Origin of the sequence: Lactobacillus sp. M0403, assembly GCF_016101265.1 — a bacterium.
GTDB lineage: Bacteria > Bacillota > Bacilli > Lactobacillales > Lactobacillaceae > Lactobacillus > Lactobacillus apis.
The window spans coordinates 85591-108011 of the sequence record NZ_JACFQV010000002.1; the positions used below are offsets into that span (position 1 = coordinate 85591).

Consider the following 22421-nt stretch of genomic DNA (forward strand, 5'->3'; position numbering starts at 1 on the left):
GATTCAACAAATTTACTATTATGCTGTTCTCTTTTTAAATTTTGTCAAAGCAACAAGCAAGTGATGGAATTACAACACTGCATTTGATAAAATAGCCTTAGTTTAGTGAGGTTGGATTACGTGAAATTTTTTAAAAAGGATCAAAAATCAAATAGAAATAAGACAGAATCGTCAACACCACTCAGAATGAAGTTAATTCTGGGCATTATTTTTGTGCTTTTTGCTACATTAATTGGTCAATTAGCTTATTTACAAATCGGGTATGGGTCCCGGTTTAAAGCAGAAGTACAAAAATCAAATTCTGCTGTTGTCTCTAGTCAGGTTCCGCGTGGTGTGATGTATGATAATAAGGGACGAGTTTTAGTTGGTAACACCGCCAAAAATGCGATTACTTATACTAAGAGCGTTTCAACGACTATTGATGATGTCTACTCAATTTCTAATAAGCTCAGCAATTATATTTTGATTAAGAACGAGAAGCCAACTGAACAACAAATCATTGATTACTATTTGGGTAATAAGGAGAATAGTAAGCGAGAAGCTGCTAGAGTTCCTAAATCTATTCGTGCTACCGAAGATGATGAAAAAATTAATAAAAGTATTCAACAACAGGTTCAAGCAAAGCATTTAAAACTATCTAAACGGCAGGAAACAGCAGCGTTAATTTATAACAAAATTTCCGGTGCGTATACACTGTCAACCATTTACGTCAAAAACGATGGTTTAACCGATAAAGAAATTGCCGAAGTGGGTGAGCACTTATCCGAGTTGCCAGGAGTTGGAATTGGAACTGACTGGCAAAGATCATATCCTAACGGCTCTTCTATTCAAAGTATTATTGGCTCAGTATCAACCCAAAAGGCGGGTTTGCCGAGTGATAACTTGCAATACTATTTGACCAACGGTTATTCAAGAAATGATCGGGTTGGTACTTCATATTTAGAAGAAGAATATGAGCCACTGTTAAAAGGAACAAAATCAACCAGTAAAGTTTCAACGACAAGTTCCGGTAATATTGAGCAGACTAAATCAGTTTATTCTGGTCAAGCTGGAGCAAGTTTGGTTTTAACGATTGATGCACGCTATCAAAAAGAAGTACAGAAATCACTTGAACAGATTTATTCTTCCGCGATTGCATCTGGAGCTGCTCATTATTCGAACGGTGCCTATGCCGTTGCAATGAATCCTAAAACTGGTGCACTTCTGGCAGTTGCTGGAATTAGTCGAGATCCAAAGAAAAATAAAACAACTAATAATGCCTTAGGCGTCATCAATCAAGCCTTCGTTATGGGATCTGCCGTTAAGGGAGCAATGGTTAGTGGTGGCCTAATTAACAAGATTATTACGCCAACAGACAACGTGATGCCCGATGTTCCAGTTTATCTACCCGGAACACCGATTAAGAAATCAGTATATCCAGTGGGAACGTTTGGCTCATTGGATGCTTCAACAGCACTGGAAGTTTCTAGTAACATTTACATGATGCGTTTGGCAATGAAATGGGTTAACGCTAAGTATGTTCCTAAAGAATTTATTAGTATGCCTAATACTGCCTTTGATACAATCAGACATAATTTTAATATGTTTGGCTTGGGACAGAAAACTGGTGTTGATTTACCAGGCGAAATTTCAGGTATTCAAGGTAAGTCCTTTAATGAACACGGGCAGATTTTATCAGGGTCAGTTCTAGACTTGTCTTATGGTAACTATGATGCATATACACCAATTCAAATGGTGCAATACGTTTCAACAATAGCTAATGGCGGCTATCGAATGCAACCATATATCGTCCAGTCAATTGGTCGAACTTCCAGAAATGGTAAAAAGGTTTATATTGATTATGACAAAAAACCTAATGTTCAACTAAAAATTCCATGGACGCCAAGTGAACTGGATGTAGTTCGGCAAGGATTTTGGCGTGTTGTACACGGTACTAACTCATGGGGTACTGCGCATAAGATAAAGAATGTTAAACCGTCAATTTCCGGTAAATCTGGAACAGCGCAAACCTTTTATTATGATCCAGATAACCCTAATCAAAAGAATCCACCAGAGTTAGTCAATGCAACGTTTGTAGGATATGCACCATCGGACAATGCAAAGATTGCGACTGCCGTTGTTTTCCCAGGTTTAGACCCTGATTTGGAAGGCTCTTACACACTGCAAATGACTAAAGCAATGGTTCAAGATTACTTTAAACTCTATAAAAAATAGAAAAAAGATAATAATTACTGGTAAAAGTGAAAGAGAAATGCTAAACTTATACAGTCAGAATAAAGAATTTAGGTGGTGAAAGAAATGGCAGATAACATCATTTTGGAATGCACCGAATGTGGCGATAGAAGTTACTTATCTAAGAAAAACAAGCGTAAGCATCCGGATCGTTTAAGTTTGAAGAAGTATTGTCCAGTTGAAAGACACACTACTCTTCATCGTGAAACTAAGTAATAAACCAATATGGCAGGAGCCTATGCTCCTGCTATTTTTTGTATAGGGAAGACATGGACAAAAAAGAATTTAGGCAACAACAAATAAAGATTTTAGGTGAATATGCGGACAGTGAGCAAAAGATAAATGAAGATCAAGCTTTGCTTGACAGCTTAATTAATACTGAGCTATTAAAAAATAGTCGTAGTATTGGAGTCACTTCTTCTCTATCCTATGAAGTAGATACTGCTAAGCTGATTGCTTATCTGTGGGATTTGGGCAAAGAAGTTTATCTTGCACGTGCGAATAACGATAAAGAACACACGCAAGATTTTGTTCTATATAACTATATGACAAGAGTTTCGCGCTCAAAATTTGGTGTAGAAGAAGTAAGTGATCCGCACGCTAAAATTAATAATGAACTCGATCTGTTGATTGTTCCTGGATTAGCTTTTGCCGAAGATTCCCATCAACGTTTAGGCTTTGGTGGAGGCTATTATGACCGTTTTTTGGCTAAACATACTGCCACTAAGACTGTTGCCTTAGCGAATACAAAAATGATTTTTAGTTCTGCTCAGTGGGAAATTGAGGCAACAGATATTCCGATTGAAATGATTATTACGCCTACTTCAATTTTACAAAATTAACGAGGTTAAGATGGATCAACGACAATATTTAAAAAATTGCTACGTAACTGTTGGCATTTTGGTAGTACTACTACTTACCTTTATTGTAGAAACAGCTCTTGGTGGCTCAGAAAATACGGCTGTCCTGGTTAAAATGGGCGCCATGAACAATTATGCTGTAGTTGGTGGAAACCAATGGTGGCGGCTCTTTACAGCCCAATTCTTACACATTGGCATTATGCACTTGGTTTCAAATGCGGTAATGATTTATTATATCGGTTACTACATGGAACCACTTCTTGGTCACTGGCGCTTTTTATTGCTTTACCTGCTTTCAGGTATCGGTGGTAATTTGTTAAGCTTGGCTATGGGAAGCGACAGTTCTCTTAGTGCCGGTGCTTCAACAGCATTGTTTGGCTTGTTTGGTGCAATGACTGCAGTGGCTTTAAAAAATCGTGCTAATCCAGTTATTTCGTATTTGGGCCGTCAGGCTTTCTGGCTAGCAGCCATTAATATTGGATTGGATTTATTTGCTCCTAATATCGATATTCAAGGTCATATTGGCGGTTTTGTTGCAGGAGTACTTGTGGCAATTATCTTAGGAGACCGCACGACACATCATTACTCGGTTAAAGAAAGAACTGTTGCTGCAGCTGTCTTAATTGTTTATTGTGTCGCCACAGTCAGAATGGGTATGGTCATAAAACTATAATGAAAACACTATATGATGTACAACAGCTTCTTGAAAAATACGGCATATTTGTTCATGTTGGTAAGCGGATCTGGGATATTGAACTCATGGCGCTAGAACTCGATAATATTAATCATGCTCATCTAATTAGTCAGCACGATTACTTAGTGGCAAAACTAATTTTAAATCGAGAGCATGAATACGAAGAAAAGCATCAACAAGATAACCATAGCTCTTAAAGAAATTTAGGAGTATATTATTTTTATGAACATTTTTACTAGAGGAGAAATCGATTTTTATGTCAACTTTTATAATTATTGTAGATATAGTATTAATAGTTATCATCTTGGCTTTTGTCGCTGTTTGGCTGTGGAATAAAATTCAAACAAAACGATTAGGTAATGGTGACTTAACCAATGAAGAATTTAATCAAGGAATGAGAAAGGCACAAATTGTTGATTTACGTGAAAAGGAACCTTTCAAAAGAAAGCACATTGATGGTGCCCGTAATCTTCCATACACGATGATGAAATACCAATACTCAGAGTTAAGACCAGACTTACCTGTTTATTTGTATTCCGATTCTTTGTCGGTTACTCTTCGTGCCGCTAGATTTTTGCAAAAGAAGAACTTCTCTTCAATTAAATGGCTAAAAAATGGCTTTGATGAATGGGATGGCCGTACCAAATCATCTAAATATTAATCTAAAAACATGTTTGTACTCTTTTTCAAACGTGTTTTTTTAATATATAATTAAAATCGATATGCAAAAAAAGGGAAGCGAAAGATGCAAAAAATATTAGCAATTGTTGGGCCAACGGCAATCGGTAAGACAAGCACAGCGATTAATATAGCCACTGAGCTCAATGCGGAAATTATCTCTGGCGATTCAATGCAAATTTATCGTGAAGTTAAGGTGGGCACAGCCAAGCCGACGAGCGAAGAACAAGCATTAATTAAGCACTATTTGGTCGATGTGCAGTCGGTTTATGAGCCCTATTCAGTTAAGGATTTTGTTGACCAAGCGCAGCAGGCAGTTTCAGAGATTGCACACAAAAACAAGTTGCCAATTTTGGTAGGGGGAACAGGTTTTTATGTTAATGCGCTGTTAAATCAGATGCAACTTGGTGAAGTAAATGAACATAAGCAAGCAGTAGACGATTATTGGCAAAGCTATTTAGATAAAAACGGTGAGACTGCTTTGTGGCAAGAATTGGCTAAGCAAGATCAAGTGACTGCGTCTAAGATTCCAGTTACAAACTCAAGAAGGGTTTTACGTGCTCTGACAGTTATTAAGCGCACAGGGAAAAAGTTTTCAGAGCAACAAACACAAATTAAGCCGCGTTATGATTATCTGATTTTTGGCCTAAATTCTGATCGCCAAGAAATTTATCACAGAATTGATTTACGAGTTGATCAGATGATGGATGCGGGCCTACTTGATGAAGCTAGGTTTATTTATGACAATCGGCAAAAAGAGTACCAAGTATTGCAGGCAATTGGGTATAAAGAATTTTTTCCATATTTTGAAGGCAATAAAGAACTTGATGATTCTGTTAAAGATTTAAAGACAGCCTCACGTAGGTACGCTAAACGGCAGCTGACCTATTTTAGGCATCAATTGCCAATTACATGGGTCGACCCCCTTAATGATCAAGATTATTTAATAAAAATGAAACAGAAAGCAGAGGAATGGTTGAATGAATAATTGGCCAGAAGAATTACAACAGATTGTTAGTGAGATTGATAAGCAAATTGCTCCGCAGTTAGCAAAAATTGACGATAATATTTTGTATAATCAAAACAAAGTATTGCAAGCATTTAAGGATAAGGCCGTAGCAGAAGCCGACTTGATTGGTAGTACCGGTTATGGTTCAGATGATAGTGGCCGTGATAAGCTTGATCGTATTTATGCGCAAATTTTTCATACCGAAGATGCGCTGGTTCGCTCTCAGTTTGTTTCCGGAACGCATACTTTAGCCACTGCAATGGCAGGTAATTTACTTCCTGGGGATGAGTTAACTTATCTGACTGGAATGCCTTATGATACCTTGCAACAAGTTATTGGAATTGCTGGCGATGGTCGAGGCAGTCTGAAATCATACGGAGTGAAATTTTCTCATGTTGATTTGCTTGAGGATGGTAGCGTTGATTTTGACGGTGCACGTAGTTTGCTAGCTGAGCATCAGCCAAAAATGGTGGTTATTCAACGTTCACGTGGCTATGATACGCGTAAAAGTTTTACGATCGAAAAAATAAAGCCAATGATTGAAATGATCAGAGAAGTGAGCCCCGCCAGCATCATTTTCGTCGATAACTGCTACGGCGAATTTTCTGAAAAACATGAACCAACAGAGTTTGGCGCAGACATAATGGCTGGTTCTTTAATTAAAAATGCTGGTGGTGGTTTAGCTAAAGTCGGTGGCTATGTTGTTGGAAAGCATGAGTTAATTGAAAATACGGCTGCACGTTTAACAGCTGGTGGTATTGGACGTGAAGAGGGTGCAAGTCTAAATAATAATTTGGATTACTTTGAAGGTCTGTTTATTTCTCCAAGTGTAACGGGAAATGCGATTAAAGGTGCAATTTATTCTTCTGCTATTTTAGAACGAATGGGAGCAGAAGTTTCTCCAAAATGGAATGACGATCGAACTGATTTGATTCAGGCAGTAATTTTCCATGACAAAGATAAAATGATTCGCTTCGCTAAAGCATTACAGGAAAATTCACCGATTAACTCGTTTGTTGATCCTGTGCCAAGCAATGATACTGGCTATGAAGATAAGGTTATTATGGCTGATGGATCTTTTGTTGAAGGTGCAAGTATCGAGTTTTCTGGAGATGGACCAATTCGGCCGCCATACGCAATTTACATGCAAGGTGGGTTAACTTATGCTCATGTCAAAATTGCGATTACAAATGCAGTTAATGAATTATTCTTCAAAAATTAATTTTGGCCTGTCAATGGCTTTATATTAGTAAAGCTTTTGTAAAGATTAGCAAAAAAATGGTTAGACCACTTTGACAAGCATTTAATGTTTTGCTAATCTATTAATCAAGTTTTGAGCAAGTTTGGAAAACTGTGTTCGGGCTATACCAATTGTTAGTTATTTATAGTTGTTTATATTTTTAGGTGGAAAAGCATGACAAAGAAAATTACAGCAGATGATATTAGAAAGAGCGTTATTGATGATGACGTTCGCTTTATTCGATTGGCTTTTACAGATATTAATGGAACTCTTAAAGCAGTAGAAGTTCCAACTAGCCAATTAGACAAGGTTTTGACTAATGATGTTAGATTTGATGGTTCTTCAATTGATGGCTTTGTTCGTCTAGAAGAAAGTGACATGATTTTGTTCCCAGACTTTTCAACTTGGTCAGTACTACCTTGGACAGATAGTCGTGGTGGTAAAATCGGTTGCTTGATTTGTTCCGTTCATACAACAGATGGTGAACCATTTGAAGGTGATCCACGTAATAATTTGAAGCGAATTGAAAAGCAAATGAAGGACATGGGCTTTTCTGCATTTGACATCGGTTTTGAAGCAGAATTCCATTTATTTAAATTAAATGAAAAAGGTGATTGGACTACTGAGGTTCCAGATCACGCTTCATACTTTGACTTAACTTCAAATGATGAAAGTGCAAGTTGCCGTCGTGATATCGTTGAAACTTTGGAAAGTATCGGTTTTGAAGTTGAAGCAGCTCACCATGAAGTTGGTGATGGCCAACAAGAAATTGACTTTAAGTTTGACGATGCTTTGGCAACTGCGGATCGTGTACAAACTTTCAAGATGATTGTTCGCGAAATTGCTAAAAAGCATGGCTTGTTCGCAACATTCATGGCTAAGCCATTACAAGGTCAAGCTGGTAATGGTATGCACACTAACATGTCTTTGTTCAAAGATGGTAAAAATGCTTTCTACGATAAGAATAATGAGTACCACTTATCAAATACTGCTCTTTACTTCTTAAATGGTATTCTTGAGCATGCTCGCGCAATTACAGCGGTTGCTAACCCAACAGTTAACTCTTATAAACGACTTATTCCTGGTTATGAAGCACCAGTTTACATTTCCTGGGCATCTAAGAACCGTTCTCCAATGGTCAGAGTACCCTCGGCTGAAGAAGTTAATACTCGTTTAGAAATGCGTTCTGCTGACCCAACTGCTAACCCATATCTATTGTTAGCAGCATGTTTGGAAGCGGGTCTAGATGGTATCAATCGTGAAAAGATGCCAATGGATCCTGTAACTTGCAACTTGTTTGAAGTTAGTGAAGAAAAGCGTAACGAAATGGGTATTAAGCCTTTACCTTCAACTTTGCACAACGCACTTAAGGCCTTCAAAGAAGATAAATTAATTCAAGAAGCACTTGGTGAACATCTTACACAAAGCTTTATCGATTCCAAAGAACTTGAATGGGCACAATACGCCGAAACAGTTTCAGATTGGGAAAGAAATCGCTACATGGGCTATTAATTAATAAGAAATATAGTAAAAGCGAAGCAAATGATTGTTTCGCTTTTTATTTGCTACAGTATTTTGAAGCTGAAAAGCTGATTAAAATAACAACTATTTTTTAATAATAAATGTATGATAAGATATATTCATCCTTAGTATTTATTGAGTTATAGGAGGTAAAAAATGTGTACAAATATTTCAATTACTGCAGATAACGGAGATGTATTTTGGGGTCGGACAATGGACTTCACTTTTGATCCATTTAAGCCTAGTGCTGACAGTAAAATGACCTCTTATCCTGCAAATTATGAATTAGAAGGTTTGCATCAAAGTTGGTCAACTAAATATGCTTTTATGGGAATTAATGTTAATGATTCTCTATTTTTTAATGATGGTATTAACAGTGCTGGTATTGTAGGGGACGCACAATACCTAGAAGAAGCTTCTTGGGATACAGTTGATAATCTCAAAAAGCGTGGCCTAAAACCAATCATCGGTGAAGAAGTAGTTGCCTACGTTTTAAGTAATTTTGGTAGTATTGCCGAAATTAAAGAAGCTTTTCAAAAGATGGGCCAGGAAAAAACAACTTATCCTGACTGGGAAGCTGCTGATACTGGCATCCCAACGCCAATTCCAATGCACTATACTTTCAGCGATTCAACTGGTAAAAGTCTCATTTTAGAGCCGGTAAATAATGGTGCTTTCAAAATTTATGATGGCATTGGTGTAATGACTAACAGTCCAGAGTATCCATGGCACTTGGATAACTTACGTAACTATCTTCAGCTTACAAACCACAATTTAGGTCATAACCAAATTACTGATCAACTGGATATCAAACAAATTGAAAGTGGCTCCGGATTGATTGGCTTACCTGGGGACTATACAGCACCATCTCGTTTTGTTCGAAGTACTTATCTTTCAAAATTCCTTGCACCTTTTCATTCTGATCAAGGAATTACACAGCTTTATAATGTCTTTAAAGCATTAATGATTCCAAGAGGAATTGAGCATCTTAGTGCAGAAACTGATAACTGTGATTACACTGGTTATTGGGCTGGTTATGACGTGACCCAAAGAAGTCTATACATTCAACCTGAGGACTGTCCAACAATGACTAAATTTGTACTTGATCCGAATATAACTACTAAGGTTACACAGCCTATTCAGCACGAATTTAAAGTTTTAGAGACCAAAAACTAATTATTACTAATAAAGAAGGCATTTCAATAAATGGAGTGTCTTTTTTGATTGTTAAACTTTGCTGCAGTTGGTCCTAGCATAGAACGAGGGACATGCTTGAATAAAACTATCTTTTTAAAAAGCTTGAGTATCTAGCTAATGTTAGTTATGCAAAAACAATAGCTTTTTGTAATAGTAAAAATTTGCATGCAATTCGTAGTTAACTCAAAATGTTATAAGTGATAGAATAAAAACATTAATCTATTTTTAAAACTAAGTGAGAGATTAAATGGCTAAAGAAAAATCAATTTATACCAAAGACGTAATTCTAGTGATGGCAGCTTCGTTCTTTTTTATGTTCAGTACAATGTTTGTTAATCCACTAATTAACGGTTATGCCAAAAGTCTTGGAGCAAGTAGTGCATTTGCAGGCGTTATAGTCGGCATTATGAGTATTGCATCAATGTTTCTAAGGCCAATAGCAGGGAATTTAACAGATAAACTTTCTAAATATTGCTTATCATTGATTGGCGGTATTTTAATCATGATAGGTGTGATTGGCTATGTCATAGCTCCTGCTAGCAACTGGTTATTAATTTTTCGCTTGATTAATGGCGCCGGGTTCGTTCTATGTACTGTTTGCATGTCTACGTGGCTAGCATTTTTGGTTCCTCGGGCTCATGTCGGTCAAGCTATGGGCTTTTATGGCTTAATGAATGCTTTGGCAATGGCGGTTGCTCCGGCCTTGGCAATTAATGTTTATCAAAAAACTGGTTACCGGCTGGCACTAATTGCTTCTGCAATTGCAGCTTTTATGATGGTCATTATCATTCAATTTGTTGGTAATCGTGCAAATCCTAAAAAAGGTACGGCTAAGAAAAAGTCCGGTTCTTCGCATCAGTTTAAAATTATTCAAAAAAACGTTCTGCCAATCGCACTGCTGACGACATTATTTGCTTTTCCTTATTTTGCCACGCAAGCTGATTTGGTTACTTATGCTCAAGAACGTCATCTGAATGTTAATGTGGGATCATTCTTTTTGATTTATGCTGTGGTTCTACTAGTAATTAGAATCTTTCTAAAAAACTTTTTCGATACAGTCAAATTTGGTATCTGGTTTTGGGTTAGTATTGGAGCCACTTTGATTTATCTGCTTTTATTATCAACTATGAAGAATAATTTGATGATGGCCTTAGCTGCTGCTTTTATGGCAGTTGGCTATGGGGTAATCTATTCAATTTTGCAGTCAACAGCACTTCTTTTGGCGCCAATTAGTGAGCAGGGACTAGCAAGTAGCACTTTTTACTTGGGATTAGATATTGGGATGGCATTTGGTCCAATTATTATGGGATTAATTAGCGATCTTTTGCCAATTAAATTTTTCTACCCAATTCAATTGCTGTTATTACCACTGATGTTGATTGTGTACTGGCGTTACCATACCCGATTGAATGGAGCAATTAATCATCATTAAAAGTGTGATAAGACCTAGGGAGACAAATAGACTAGAAGTATGTAACATAGACAATTTTTCGCAAAAATTTGCGTGTAAATTACGATTGCAACTAAAAAAGTGCAACTAAACGATTGTTTAGCTGCACTTTTTGTTAGCAAGATTAATTATTGGAACTTTTTACCCCATTCCCATGGATCTTCGTGCCACGTTTTTAATGCTTCATATTCATCAGAACTAATATAGTTCATTTCTTTTTCTTTTTGAAGTAGTTGAGGATAAGTGAGCAGTGGACTGAAGTCTACACCTGCATCAGCAAAGTTCTTTTTAGTATCACTGAGGTAGTATGTGAAAATTGAACCTACACCGATGACGTTGCCACCTTCATTTTCAGTCGCCTTAACGGCGTTGATGACAGAACCACCTGTTGTAATTAAGTCGTCGATTAAAACAATTTGATCATTTTCAGTAAAGCGTCCTTCGATTTGGCGACCTTTTCCGTGATCTTTAGGTTTTGGTCTAACGTAAATCATTGGCAAGCCTAATTTGGTAGCAACCCAGGCTGCATGAGGGATTCCAGCAGTGGCAACACCACCGATTACAGATACATTAGGATATTTTTCTTTAATCAATGCGGCTAAGTCGGTAGCAATCCAATCGCGTAAATCCGGATAAGAAACCGTCAATCTTAAGTCAGTGTAGATTGGTGATAACATACCACTGGCATAGGTATAGGGTTTGTCAGGTGAAATAGTAATAATTTTTTCTTCAACAAGTTTGTTAATGATTTGATCTTGATACATTTAATTGAACTCCTTTTTAATTTTTTGATATGTTAATTCTGGATTATCTGCTTGTGTGATTGATCGTCCAACAACAATCGCGCTAGAACCAAATTCTTTAGCTTTGTGTGGTGTTGCAACACGCTTTTGATCTCCATTGGTGTCACTTGCTAAACGAATGCCGGGTGTGACGTATAAAAAGTCATCTCCAACTTCTTTTTTCAGTTTTTCAACTTCAAGTGGTGAACAAATTACACCATCAGCGCCAGCTTTCTTAGCTGTTTGGGCAAGGCTAACAACTTGCTCAGCCATTGGTAATGAACAATTTTGTTCATTTGCCAAGATTGAATCTGAAATGGATGTGAGCTCGGTTACTGCTAGCAGTTTAGGAATTTCCTTTCCTTCAGGAGTTCCGTCTATCAATCCTTTTTGTGCAGCTGCAATCATTTCACTACCACCAAGAGCATGGATAGTTGTACAAAAAATTCCAAGTCGAGCAAGCTGTTTAGCTGCTTGATAAACTGTGTTTGGAATATCGTGTAGCTTTAAATCCAAAAAAATGGGGTAACCTTGTTGAACTAGTTCTTTAACTAAGTCCGACCCGGCGTGATAGAAAAGTTCCATTCCAATTTTTAAATAAGTATTTTCGGGCTTGCCTAGTTTTGCCAGTAGCATTTGAACATCATTTTCATTGTCATAGTCCAAAGCTACAAATACCGCTTTTTCCATTAAAAACCTCCACAAGCAAAAAAGCCTATTCTGGTACAAGAGTGCAACAAAATAGACTTTTTATTTAATTTAAGTCATGTTCAACTTGCGGTCTCTCTGTACCGTTTAAAGTTTGTCAACATTGAGATTACCACCTTCATCAATAAAATACAACCAATTTTTAGTTTTTAAAAAATGAAAAAACGTGTAAAATAGAGCCAAAAATAATTGTAATGACTGAGAGCATTCATTTTTGGAGGAACTTATGACAAATATCAGCGTAAAATTACCAGGACTTAATTTAAAAAATCCAATCATGCCTGCTAGTGGTACTTTTGGTTTTGGCGACGTACCAGCAGCTAAGAAATTTGATTTGAATGAATTAGGTGCACTAGTAATTAAAACAACTACGCCAAAAGCGCGAGTTGGTAATCCGCAACCACAAATTGCCGTTTTAGACAATGGGGTACTTAACTCGGTTGGCCTAACAAATCCAGGAGTTGATCAAGTCGTAAGCGACAAATTACCTGAATTGAAAAAGAGTTATCCGATGCTGCCACTAATTGCAAGCGTAGGTGGTGAAAGTGAAGAGGGTTACGTTGAAGTAGCAACTAAATTAGCTAATTCAAACTTAGTTGATGCACTAGAAATCAACTTTTCCTGTCCTAATGTTGCTGAAGGTGGCATGACCTTTGGTGTTCATCCTGAACTCGTTGAAAGTTTAACTGCTAAAATTAAGGCCGCGGTTAATGTGCCAATTTATATTAAGTTAACGCCAAATGTAACAAGCACAACTGAAATTGCGCGTGCAGCAGAAGCTGGTGGCGCTGATGGATTGGCAATGATTAACACGGTAACTGGGATGCGGATTGATCTTAAAACACGTAAACCACTTTTAGGTAACAATATCGGCGGTTATTCTGGTAGCGCTGTAAAGCCAATTGCACTGTATCAGATTAATCAAGTGCGTCAGGCTACTAACTTGCCAATTATCGGAATGGGTGGAATTGAATCTGCAAAAGATGTTGTTGAATTTATGCTAGCAGGTGCTAATGCAGTCGAAGTTGGCAGTGCTCATTTTAAGGATGCATTAGCATGTCCACATATTGCACGTGATTTGCCAGCGGTACTTGAAGAACTAGGTGTCGAAGATATTAATGACTTAGTTAATCAGGTCGAGTTTAACTAAGTTTAACAATTAAGTGCAAATTTATGTTTGATACTCTTTCTTGAATTCTGCTAATAACCTAAGATTTTTAGTTGACAAGTAGGAGTGGAACACGTATATTTAAATAGAAATATGTCCTTTAAATTAGTCCAGTGAGGCTAGCAAGGCAGGCTTAATTAAGTATCAAACTTTTTAGGAAGCACCTAGTCTCATTTAGACTAGGTGTTTTTTCATAGCAACGGTAATAGGAGAAAAATGATGGCAAAAGAAATCTGGGATGCGCTTGCAATGAAGCGTGCTTTGACACGAATTACTTATGAAATTATTGAACATAATAAAGGCACAGAAGATTTAGTTTTAGTTGGCATCAAAACTCGTGGTGTTTATTTAGCACAACGTATTCACGACCGGATTCAAAAACTTGAAGGCGTAGATGTACCTTTTGGTCAACTTGATATCACACTTTATCGTGATGACCGTCATGATGCTTCTTTAAAACAGGATCCTGTTGTTAATTCAGATGAATTGGGCGTTAATATTACTGATAAACATGTAATCCTTGTTGATGATGTTATTTACACTGGCCGAACAATTCGTGCGGCTATGGATGCATTGATGGACATGGGACGTCCGAGCTCAATTGCTGTTGCCGTATTAGTTGACCGCGGTCACCGTGAGTTACCAATTAGAGCTGATTTTGTCGGTAAAAATATTCCAACTTCTTCAAACGAGCAAGTTGCCGTTAAAGTTGAAGAAATTGATCAAAAAGATAGTGTTGAACTGAAACCACTATCGTGATAAAAGTTATGATTTAATTCAACCATTTAATTGACTCCAGAGAGGGTCAGAAGGGCTTGAATTTCTTTTGTGCGGCACTGCATAAAATAAAATTCCCTTTTGATAAACCTGGAGTAAAAGCTTCCGGTTTATTTTTTTGCAAAAGAAAAGAGTTTTAAAATGAAAACGACCAATTTAGTCACTTTATCATCATTCGTCAGTGTTGAAGACCTGAGTGTGCAAGAAGTTGAAGCATTGATTGCGCGCGCACAATACTTTAAAAATGGTGGTGCTAGACCTCATTTAACTGAGCCTGTATATGTTACAAACATGTTTTTCGAAAATTCTAGTAGGACACATACCAGCTTTGAAATGGCTGAAAGAAAGTTAGGTTTAACGGTTATTCCGTTTGATCCATCTCATAGTTCAACTAAAAAAGGCGAAACGCTTTATGACACTTCTTTAGTTATGCAAGCCGTTGGAATTGATCTCGAAGTAATTAGACATCCTGAGAATGAATATTATGAAGAGTTAATCCATCCTAAGAAAAATGAGCATTTAAACATTGGCGTAATTAATGCCGGTGACGGTAGTGGACAACATCCTTCGCAATGCCTACTAGACATGATGACAATTTACGAACAATTTGGTCATTTTAAAGATCTCAAAATTGCAATTGTCGGCGACATCACTAACTCAAGAGTAGCTAAGAGCAACATGGAGCTCTTAAATAAGTTAGGTGCGCAGGTTTACTTCTCTGGCCCAAGCTACTGGTATGACAGCAAGTATGATCAGTATGGTCAGTTTAAAGAGCTTGATGAATTAGTCGACCAAATGGATGTCATGATGCTCTTACGGGTTCAACATGAACGTCACGCCGGTGATCCAAATGAAGCACAGTTTGATGCAAAGCAATATCACGAAGAATTTGGAATTAATCAGAAACGCTATGATCAAATGAAAGATGATGCCATTATTATGCATCCAGGTCCAATTAATCGGGGAGTTGAATTGGCAAGTGAGTTGGTAGAAGCACCTAAATGCCGCTTTGTTCGTCAAATGGAAAATGGTGTATTTATGAGAATGGCAATGATTGAAGCTGTAGTGCGTGGGCGCAAGCTAGGAGGCCTTTCCTAATGTCAACTGTAATTAAAAACGGGCAACTTTTTATCGGGGACCGGATTGAATCGGGCGATCTCTTAATTGAAAAAGGCAAAATAGTTGCTATTGGACAATCACTTACAGGAGACAATGAAATTGATGCAAGTGGAAAATTAGTTAGTCCTGGTTTAGTTGATGTCCACGTTCATTATCGTGATCCTGGCCAAACTAATAAAGAAAACGTGCAGACCGGTTCTAAAGCAGCAGCACACGGTGGATTCACCACTGTTGGTGCCATGCCAAATGTTACTCCGGTACCTAACACACCGGAATTAATGTCTGAGATGGTTAAAAATAATCAGGACCATGGTGTGGTTCATATCATGCAGTATGGTCCGATAACGACAGATGAAATAGGCGATGAGATTCCGGATTATCAAGGCTTGAAAGAAGCGGGCTGTTTTGCATTAAGTAACGATGGTAAGGGTGTTCAGAGTGCACAAACAATGTACTTGGCCATGCAGCAAGCAAAGAAGAATAATCTAGTCATCGCTGAGCACGCGCAAGATGATTCGCTTTTTAATCTGGGTGTGATAAATGAAGGAAAAAAAGCAGAGGAGTTTGGGGTGCGGCCAGTTACTGAGTTGGCCGAGACAACGCAAATTGCACGTGATCTATTGCTTGCACAAAAGACGGGTGTGAGATATCACATTTGTCATGTTTCAACTGAAAAGAGTGTGGCTTTGGTAAGACTTGCCAAGAAGGCAGGTATTAACGTTACTTGTGAAGTTGCACCACATCACTTGTTAATTGCGGATTACGACATCCCTGCAAATGACGGTAACTATAAAATGAATCCGCCACTTAGAAGTAAGGCTGATCAACAAGCGCTAATTGAAGGTTTACTTGACGGTACAATTGATATGATTGCAACAGATCATGCTCCGCATACCCAAGAAGATAAGGCAGGTGGTTTTGCAAAAGCCGCCTTTGGCATCACTGGGAGCGAAACTGTCTTTAGCGAACTATATACCCATTTTGTTAAAACCGGTGTTTTTTCACTAACGCAGTTATTGAAATGGTTAACTGCTAAACCTGCCGAAGCGTTTGGACTTAGTCAAGCGGGCAGGATAGCTTTAGGACAACCCGCAGATATTGCAATTTTTGACTTGAATAGTAGTCATAAAATTGCCGAAACTGATTATTTATCAAAAGGAACTAATACTCCTTTTACGGGGGATGAAGTTTATGGTCAAACATCCATGACCATAGTCGATGGTAAAGTTGTTTACCAAAAGGAAGGAAATTAAATGAGATACTTAATCTTAGAAGATGGCAGCATATATGAAGGCGAAGGCTTTGGCAGCAAAAAAGAAACCAAAGGTGAAGTCGTATTCACAACAGGTATGACAGGCTATCAAGAAGCTATTACGGATCAGTCATATGCAGATCAAATTTTAGTTTTTACCAATCCGTTAATTGGTAATTATGGAATTACGTTGGCAGATTATGAATCACTTGAGCCTGGCATTAAGGGCGTGATTTGCCATCAAGTTGCACGCTACCCAGATAATTGGCGGATGCAAACAACTTTACCTGATTTTTTGGAGAGCTTGGATATACCGGGAGTCCAGGGAATCGATACCAGAGAACTGGTTAAAAAGTTGAGAATGTACGGAACTATGAAGGGCCAAATCTGCGATTCAAAAGAAGAGGCAGAGACAGTTGCTTCTGAGCTTAAGAAGATTAATGTTACTAAAGATGTAGTTAGCCGAGTTTCAACTTCTACACCTTATCCGGTACCTGGCTCAAAGCGAAATATTGTTGTAGTTGATTTTGGCTTAAAGAACAGTATTTTACGTGAGCTTGCCAAACGTGACTGTAACTGTGTTGTTTTACCTTACACAGTTTCGGCCGAAAAAATCTTATCATTGAAACCAGACGGTGTGCTCTTGTCCAATGGACCTGGTGATCCGCTTGAAATGGCAGATGCCGTAGAAATGGTTAAAGAGGTGGAAAAGCATATTCCTTTGATGGGTATATGTATGGGTCACCAAGTATTTGCCTTAGCTAATGGTGCCAAAACTTATAAAATGAAATTCGGTCACCGTGGTTTTAACCACCCAGTGCGTGAAATTGCAACTGGTAATATCGGCTTTACTTCACAAAACCATGGATACGCAGTTGATCGCGATTCAGTTGATCCAGAAAACCTCATGATTACTCACGTTGAAGTTAACGACGGCACTGTAGAAGGATTACGCCATAAAAAGTATCCAGCTTTTTCAGTTCAATTCCACCCAGACAGTACCCCTGGACCTCACGATGAAGAAAGTATTTTTGACTATTTCATGCAAATGATTGATCAAAGAAAGGAAGCACAGACTCATGCCTAAAAGAACAGATATCAAAAAAATAATGGTGATCGGTTCTGGTCCGATTATTATTGGACAAGCTGCAGAATTTGACTATTCGGGAACTCAAGCCTGCCTTGCTTTACGTGAAGAAGGTTATGAAGTAGTACTGGTTAACTCTAATCCAGCAACAATTATGACTGATACCACAATTGCTGATAAAGTATATATTGAGCCATTAACAGTTGATTCAGTGTCACGTATCATTCGTCAAGAATATCCTGATGCAATTTTACCTACTTTGGGTGGTCAAGTTGGCTTAAACATGGCCTTGTCCTTAGCTGAAACTGGTATTTTAGATGAGTTAAATATTGAACTTCTGGGAACTAAACTTGAGTCAATCGAACAAGCAGAAGACCGAGAGAAGTTCAAAGAACTGTGTCAAAAATTAGGCGAACCAGTTCCACCTTCAAAAAGTGTTAAAACCGTTCAAGAAGCTTTAGACTTTGGTGATGAAATTGGCTATCCAATAATTGTTCGTCCTGCTTTCACAATGGGTGGAACAGGTGGCGGTATTTGTAATGACCGCGAAGAACTTGCTAGTGTTGCCAAAAATGGTTTGGAATTGTCACCAGTAACTGAATGTTTAATTGAAAAATCAATTGCTGGATACAAAGAAATCGAATTTGAAGTAATGCGAGATCATGATGATAATGCCATGATTGTATGTTGTATGGAAAACTTCGATCCAGTTGGTATTCACACAGGAGATTCAATTGTTTTCTCGCCTTCTCAAACTCTATCTGATAAAGAGTATCAAATGCTTAGAGACTGTTCCTTGCGTTTGATTAGAGCTTTGAAGATTGAAGGGGGATGTAATGTTCAGTTAGCCCTTGATCCTAATAGCTTTGACTACGATGTTATCGAAGTTAACCCTCGTGTTTCAAGATCATCAGCCTTAGCTTCTAAAGCAACTGGTTATCCGATTGCCAAGATGGCAGCCAAAATTGCTGTTGGTTTAACTTTAGATGAAATCAAGAATCCTGTTACTGGTACAACTTTTGCTGAATTTGAGCCTGCGCTTGATTACGTTGTCTGCAAGATTCCACGTTTTCCATTTGACAAGTTTACCAAGGCTGATCGTCAACTTGGTACACAAATGAAAGCCACTGGAGAAGTAATGGCAATTGGTCGTACAGCTGAAGAAGCATTCCAAAAAGCTGTACGTTCACTTGAAATTGATCAAAAAGACTTTTTTTCTAAAGAGGCGCATGAAGCAAGCGACGAAGATCTTGAAACTAAATTAGTTAAAGTGCAAGACGACCGTCTCTTCTATATTGCTGAGGCCTTTAGAAGAGATTACTCAATTTCAGACGTACATGAGTTGACTAAAATTAATTTCTACTTCTTGGATATCGTTAAGCACATTGTAGAATTAGAAAAAGAAATTCAAGCAAATCCTGATGATATTGCCATATTAAAGAATGCCAAAAAATACGGTTTTAGCGATGATACTATTGCCAACTTGTGGAATGAAAATGTAGATCAGGTACGTAATTTGCGTAAGAGCAATGGTATTATTCCAGTCTATAAAATGGTTGACACTTGTGCTGCAGAATTTGTTTCTAAGACACCATACTTTTATTCAACTTATGATTTTGAAAATGAAAGTTTGAAAACCAACAAGAAGTCAGTTTTGGTTGTTGGTTCCGGTCCAATCAGAATTGGTCAAGGGGTAGAATTCGATTACGCTACTGTTCACTGTGTGAAGGCATTGCAGAAAATGGGATATGAAGCAATTGTCATTAATTCTAATCCTGAAACTGTTTCAACTGATTTCTCTATTTCAGATAAATTATACTTTGAACCATTAACTTTAGAAGATGTCTTAAACGTTTGTGACTTAGAAAAGCCTGAGGGTGTCATTATTCAGTTTGGTGGACAAACCTCAATCAACTTGGCTGCGGGCTTAGAAGAACATGGAGTTAAGATCTTGGGTACTAGTGTGGCTGATTTGAACCGTGCTGAAGACCGTGAATTGTTTGACCAAGTAGTTAAAGAATTAGGATTAAAGCAACCTCAAGGTATAACTACTACCACGCACGACGGTGTAATTGAAGCAGCAAAGCAACTTGGTTATCCTGTTTTAGTAAGACCTAGTTATGTGCTTGGTGGTAAGGCAATGGAAATTGTTTATACTGAAGCAGAACTCGAAGATTACTTAAATAATCACGTTGATATCGCCAGCAGCCATCCAATCCTAGTTGACGACTATCTTGATGGTCGCGAGTGTGACGTTGATGCAATTTGTGATGGCGAAACAGTTCTAATTCCAGGAATTATGGAACATATTGAACACGCCGGAGTCCACTCTGGTGACTCAATGGCTGTTTACCCAGCTCAAACCTTTACCCCTGACATTAAGCAAAAAATTGCTGATGTTACCAAGAAACTAGCCTTGAAGCTAAATTGTCATGGTATCATGAACTTGCAGCTAATTGAGCGTGATGGGGAAATTTATATTATTGAAGTTAACCCACGTGCTAGTCGAACAGTTCCATTTTTGAGTAAAATTACTGATATTGAAATGGCACAAGTGGCAACACGAGTTATTATGGGTGAGAGCTTGAAAGAGCAAGGTTATGCTGATGGCTTGGCTCCCGAACCAAAAATGATTAGTGTTAAGGCACCTGTCTTTTCATTCAGTAAGCTTGCTGATGTCGATAGTTACCTTGGACCAGAAATGAAATCAACTGGTGAGGTTATGGGTAGCGACTTGAGCTTCCCTAAAGCATTGTACAAGGCCTTTTCAGGCGCCAATATGCAAATTCCTGACAGCGGCAATGTTTTGTTAACAATTGAGGACCGTGACAAACAAGCAATCTTACCGATTGCCAAAAGATTTGCTCAAATCGGTTACAGAATTTTTGCCACTAGTGGAACAGCTAACTTCTTGCGGGATAATGGCCTTCATGTAACTGAAGTAAGTAAAATCCATGAAGAGAAGGAAGACAACCTTTTAAGTGAGTTTAAAAATGGTAAGATTGATCTAGTAATTAATACAATGGGGCACGATGTGGCCAAAAACTCTGATGGCTTCATTATTAGACAAAATGCAATCCAGCAAAATATTCCATTGATTACTAGTCTAGATACAGCGCGAGCGCTATTAATCGCTTTGGAAAATCGTTCATTTATAACAACGAGCTTAAAATAGAAAAAAGCTAACAAAAAGAGAACTACAGGATATCTGATATGACCCCCAAATTTAGGACAAATTTGGGGGTTATTTTTATGTCTAAATTATCTAAACAAGATAAAATTGAAATCTATCATCTTTGGCATGATTATCAAATCGGTTCTATTGAGTTAAGTCAGCGTTATCGGGTTGGCAAATCTAATATTAGTTACTTGTTGGCTTTAATTGACCGTCACGGTCTAGCTATTTTAAACCAGCCGTTCACTACTTATACAAGTAATTTTAAGGAGCAGGCTCTCAAGCGAATCGTAGTTAACCATGAGCCCCTTTATTACGTAGCACTAGAAAAGTTATGACATGTTGTCCAATTGACTGCGCGAATACCGTGAAAATGGATATAATATCGTTAACAAGTAGAGAGGACAACCGCTTACGCCAGCAGAACTTAAAGCTGAAAATCGAGAACGAATTTATAAAAAATTGAGCGTCTTAATCGACCAGCGGAGCAAGAACCGCAAGCCTCGGAAATAGCCCTGGCAGTCACCCAACTAAGAAGCGAGCTTAAGGTCAGTGTAACTTTTATTCTTGATGCCATTAATGCCAACTTGAATCCGCCCCGTCTTTCTCGTAGTAATTGCTACTACGCGCTTTAAAGAAGAAGGACAAAGATCGGAATAATTAAGAAATAATGGCTGAAATCAGAGCTATTTATGAAGAATACAAGCACCACTATGGCTATCGCCGCATTACTGTATAGCTTAGACGTCACGGTTTATTAATCAATCATAAAAAGGTGCAGTGCCTAATAACAAAATGAAATTATTTGACATAGTCAGTAAACGCTGGCACAAATACAACAGCTATCGCGGTACTCAGGGTCTGATTAAGCCTGACTCGATTAAACGCAGCTTTAGTGCGGTTTATCACCATCACAAATGGTATTCAGATATAACTAAGTTTAAGCTCAAGGTGCAAAAGACCTATTTATCACCGATCATTGATGTGTGTACTCTATTGAAATGAAACTTAAAAAATTTAAGGTTGGTTTTGACGGTGGTAATTTTTTTCTATTGTTTTATTTGAAACCGATAAAGCATGAGCTTTTTGTCACTTTTTCAACTGCTCTAAGCAAATAAAAGAAGGCACTTTAAAGTGCCTTCTTTTACTTTAGTGATAGATGGGTCTTATCAAATATCATTAGGATCTATATATTCACGTGTCAATCTTGCAACCTCTGAAAGATCAAGTCCATAATCAGTTATTGAAACTTCATATTCAAAAGCATGAATTTCATCGACTTCTTCTGCCTTACCATAATTAAAGAAGGCACCAAGCGTTCCACATAAATGTAAAATGGTAGAGAGACTTTCAGTAGAATACACAACAATAAAAACGCTATTTTTATATGATTTTTCAATTTTATATTCAAAATCATTTTTAATACTTGTTTTTATAACAAGTATTAAATCTTCTTGCTTTTTTTCGTCCAT

General features: G+C 37.8%; 21 protein-coding genes. 18 read left to right on the top strand and 3 right to left on the bottom strand.

Going from position 1 to position 22421, the window contains the following annotated elements:
* The first annotated feature begins 186 nt into the window (after positions 1–186).
* The 11 genes from H3T48_RS02980 to H3T48_RS03030 all read left to right on the top strand — a co-directional run bounded on the left by H3T48_RS02980 (position 187) and on the right by H3T48_RS03030 (position 10863).
* Positions 187–2214 carry a penicillin-binding protein 2 gene (locus tag H3T48_RS02980; protein ID WP_222710185.1) on the top strand — a complete coding sequence of 676 codons (2028 nt, stop codon included), beginning with the start codon at positions 187–189 and terminating at the stop codon, positions 2212–2214.
* Between the two features lie 84 nt (positions 2215–2298).
* Positions 2299–2448 (top strand): 50S ribosomal protein L33, encoded by a 150-nt coding sequence (gene rpmG / locus H3T48_RS02985; protein WP_046307229.1) that lies wholly within the window; start codon positions 2299–2301, stop codon positions 2446–2448.
* A 53-nt stretch (positions 2449–2501) separates the two neighbouring features.
* Entirely contained in the window at positions 2502–3074 is a 573-nt protein-coding gene (locus tag H3T48_RS02990) for a 5-formyltetrahydrofolate cyclo-ligase (RefSeq protein ID WP_046307227.1), read from the top strand.
* 10 nt (positions 3075–3084) lie between these two features.
* Positions 3085–3765 (top strand): rhomboid family intramembrane serine protease, encoded by a 681-nt coding sequence (locus tag H3T48_RS02995; protein ID WP_198188412.1) that lies wholly within the window; start codon positions 3085–3087, stop codon positions 3763–3765.
* Positions 3765–3983 carry a YqgQ family protein gene (locus H3T48_RS03000; protein ID WP_046307223.1) on the top strand — a complete coding sequence of 73 codons (219 nt, stop codon included), beginning with the start codon at positions 3765–3767 and terminating at the stop codon, positions 3981–3983. The genes H3T48_RS02995 and H3T48_RS03000 overlap by 1 nt, the downstream gene beginning before the upstream one ends.
* A 59-nt stretch (positions 3984–4042) precedes the next feature.
* Entirely contained in the window at positions 4043–4447 is a 405-nt protein-coding gene (locus H3T48_RS03005; RefSeq protein WP_074425086.1) for a rhodanese-like domain-containing protein, read from the top strand.
* A gap of 84 nt (positions 4448–4531) precedes the next feature.
* Positions 4532–5452, top strand: a complete 921-nt coding sequence (miaA, locus tag H3T48_RS03010) for a tRNA (adenosine(37)-N6)-dimethylallyltransferase MiaA (RefSeq protein WP_198188413.1) — start codon at positions 4532–4534, stop codon at positions 5450–5452.
* A complete protein-coding gene (locus H3T48_RS03015) occupies positions 5445–6695 on the top strand; it encodes a methionine gamma-lyase family protein (RefSeq protein WP_198188417.1) in 1251 nt (416 codons plus the stop codon). Before miaA ends, H3T48_RS03015 begins: the two co-directional genes overlap by 8 nt.
* A 192-nt stretch (positions 6696–6887) precedes the next feature.
* Positions 6888–8225, top strand: a complete 1338-nt coding sequence (gene glnA / locus H3T48_RS03020) for a type I glutamate--ammonia ligase (RefSeq protein ID WP_198188425.1) — start codon at positions 6888–6890, stop codon at positions 8223–8225.
* A gap of 165 nt (positions 8226–8390) precedes the next feature.
* Positions 8391–9410, top strand: a complete 1020-nt coding sequence (locus H3T48_RS03025) for a linear amide C-N hydrolase (protein WP_187158061.1) — start codon at positions 8391–8393, stop codon at positions 9408–9410.
* Between the two features lie 268 nt (positions 9411–9678).
* Positions 9679–10863 carry an MFS transporter gene (locus H3T48_RS03030; RefSeq protein ID WP_074425095.1) on the top strand — a complete coding sequence of 395 codons (1185 nt, stop codon included), beginning with the start codon at positions 9679–9681 and terminating at the stop codon, positions 10861–10863.
* 146 nt (positions 10864–11009) lie between these two features.
* Here H3T48_RS03030 and pyrE read toward each other — a convergent pair whose 3' ends face one another.
* A complete protein-coding gene (gene pyrE, locus H3T48_RS03035; RefSeq protein WP_046307214.1) occupies positions 11010–11645 on the bottom strand; it encodes an orotate phosphoribosyltransferase in 636 nt (211 codons plus the stop codon).
* On the bottom strand, positions 11646–12353 hold the full coding sequence (gene pyrF / locus H3T48_RS03040) for an orotidine-5'-phosphate decarboxylase (RefSeq protein WP_187158059.1): 708 nt from the start codon (positions 12351–12353) through the stop codon (positions 11646–11648).
* A gap of 244 nt (positions 12354–12597) precedes the next feature.
* Between pyrF and H3T48_RS03045 the strand changes: the two genes are divergently transcribed.
* The 7 genes from H3T48_RS03045 (at position 12598) to H3T48_RS03075 (ending at position 21287) form a co-directional block, all read left to right on the top strand.
* Positions 12598–13521 carry a dihydroorotate dehydrogenase gene (locus H3T48_RS03045; RefSeq protein ID WP_198188430.1) on the top strand — a complete coding sequence of 308 codons (924 nt, stop codon included), beginning with the start codon at positions 12598–12600 and terminating at the stop codon, positions 13519–13521.
* Between the two features lie 237 nt (positions 13522–13758).
* A complete protein-coding gene (gene pyrR / locus H3T48_RS03050; protein ID WP_122035448.1) occupies positions 13759–14298 on the top strand; it encodes a bifunctional pyr operon transcriptional regulator/uracil phosphoribosyltransferase PyrR in 540 nt (179 codons plus the stop codon).
* 159 nt (positions 14299–14457) lie between these two features.
* Entirely contained in the window at positions 14458–15414 is a 957-nt protein-coding gene (locus H3T48_RS03055) for an aspartate carbamoyltransferase catalytic subunit (RefSeq protein ID WP_187158057.1), read from the top strand.
* A complete protein-coding gene (locus H3T48_RS03060; RefSeq protein WP_198188431.1) occupies positions 15414–16688 on the top strand; it encodes a dihydroorotase in 1275 nt (424 codons plus the stop codon). Before H3T48_RS03055 ends, H3T48_RS03060 begins: the two co-directional genes overlap by 1 nt.
* On the top strand, positions 16689–17774 hold the full coding sequence (locus H3T48_RS03065) for a carbamoyl phosphate synthase small subunit (RefSeq protein WP_198188435.1): 1086 nt from the start codon (positions 16689–16691) through the stop codon (positions 17772–17774). It abuts the gene before it with no gap.
* Positions 17767–20949 (top strand): carbamoyl-phosphate synthase large subunit, encoded by a 3183-nt coding sequence (gene carB / locus H3T48_RS03070; RefSeq protein ID WP_198188441.1) that lies wholly within the window; start codon positions 17767–17769, stop codon positions 20947–20949. Before H3T48_RS03065 ends, carB begins: the two co-directional genes overlap by 8 nt.
* A gap of 77 nt (positions 20950–21026) precedes the next feature.
* The gene (locus H3T48_RS03075; protein ID WP_187158054.1) at positions 21027–21287 is read left to right on the top strand and encodes a transposase; all 261 of its coding nucleotides are present in this window, start codon (positions 21027–21029) and stop codon (positions 21285–21287) included.
* 831 nt (positions 21288–22118) lie between these two features.
* Here H3T48_RS03075 and H3T48_RS03080 read toward each other — a convergent pair.
* Positions 22119–22421, bottom strand: coding sequence for a hypothetical protein (locus H3T48_RS03080; protein WP_109715618.1), 303 nt, complete (start codon positions 22419–22421; stop codon positions 22119–22121).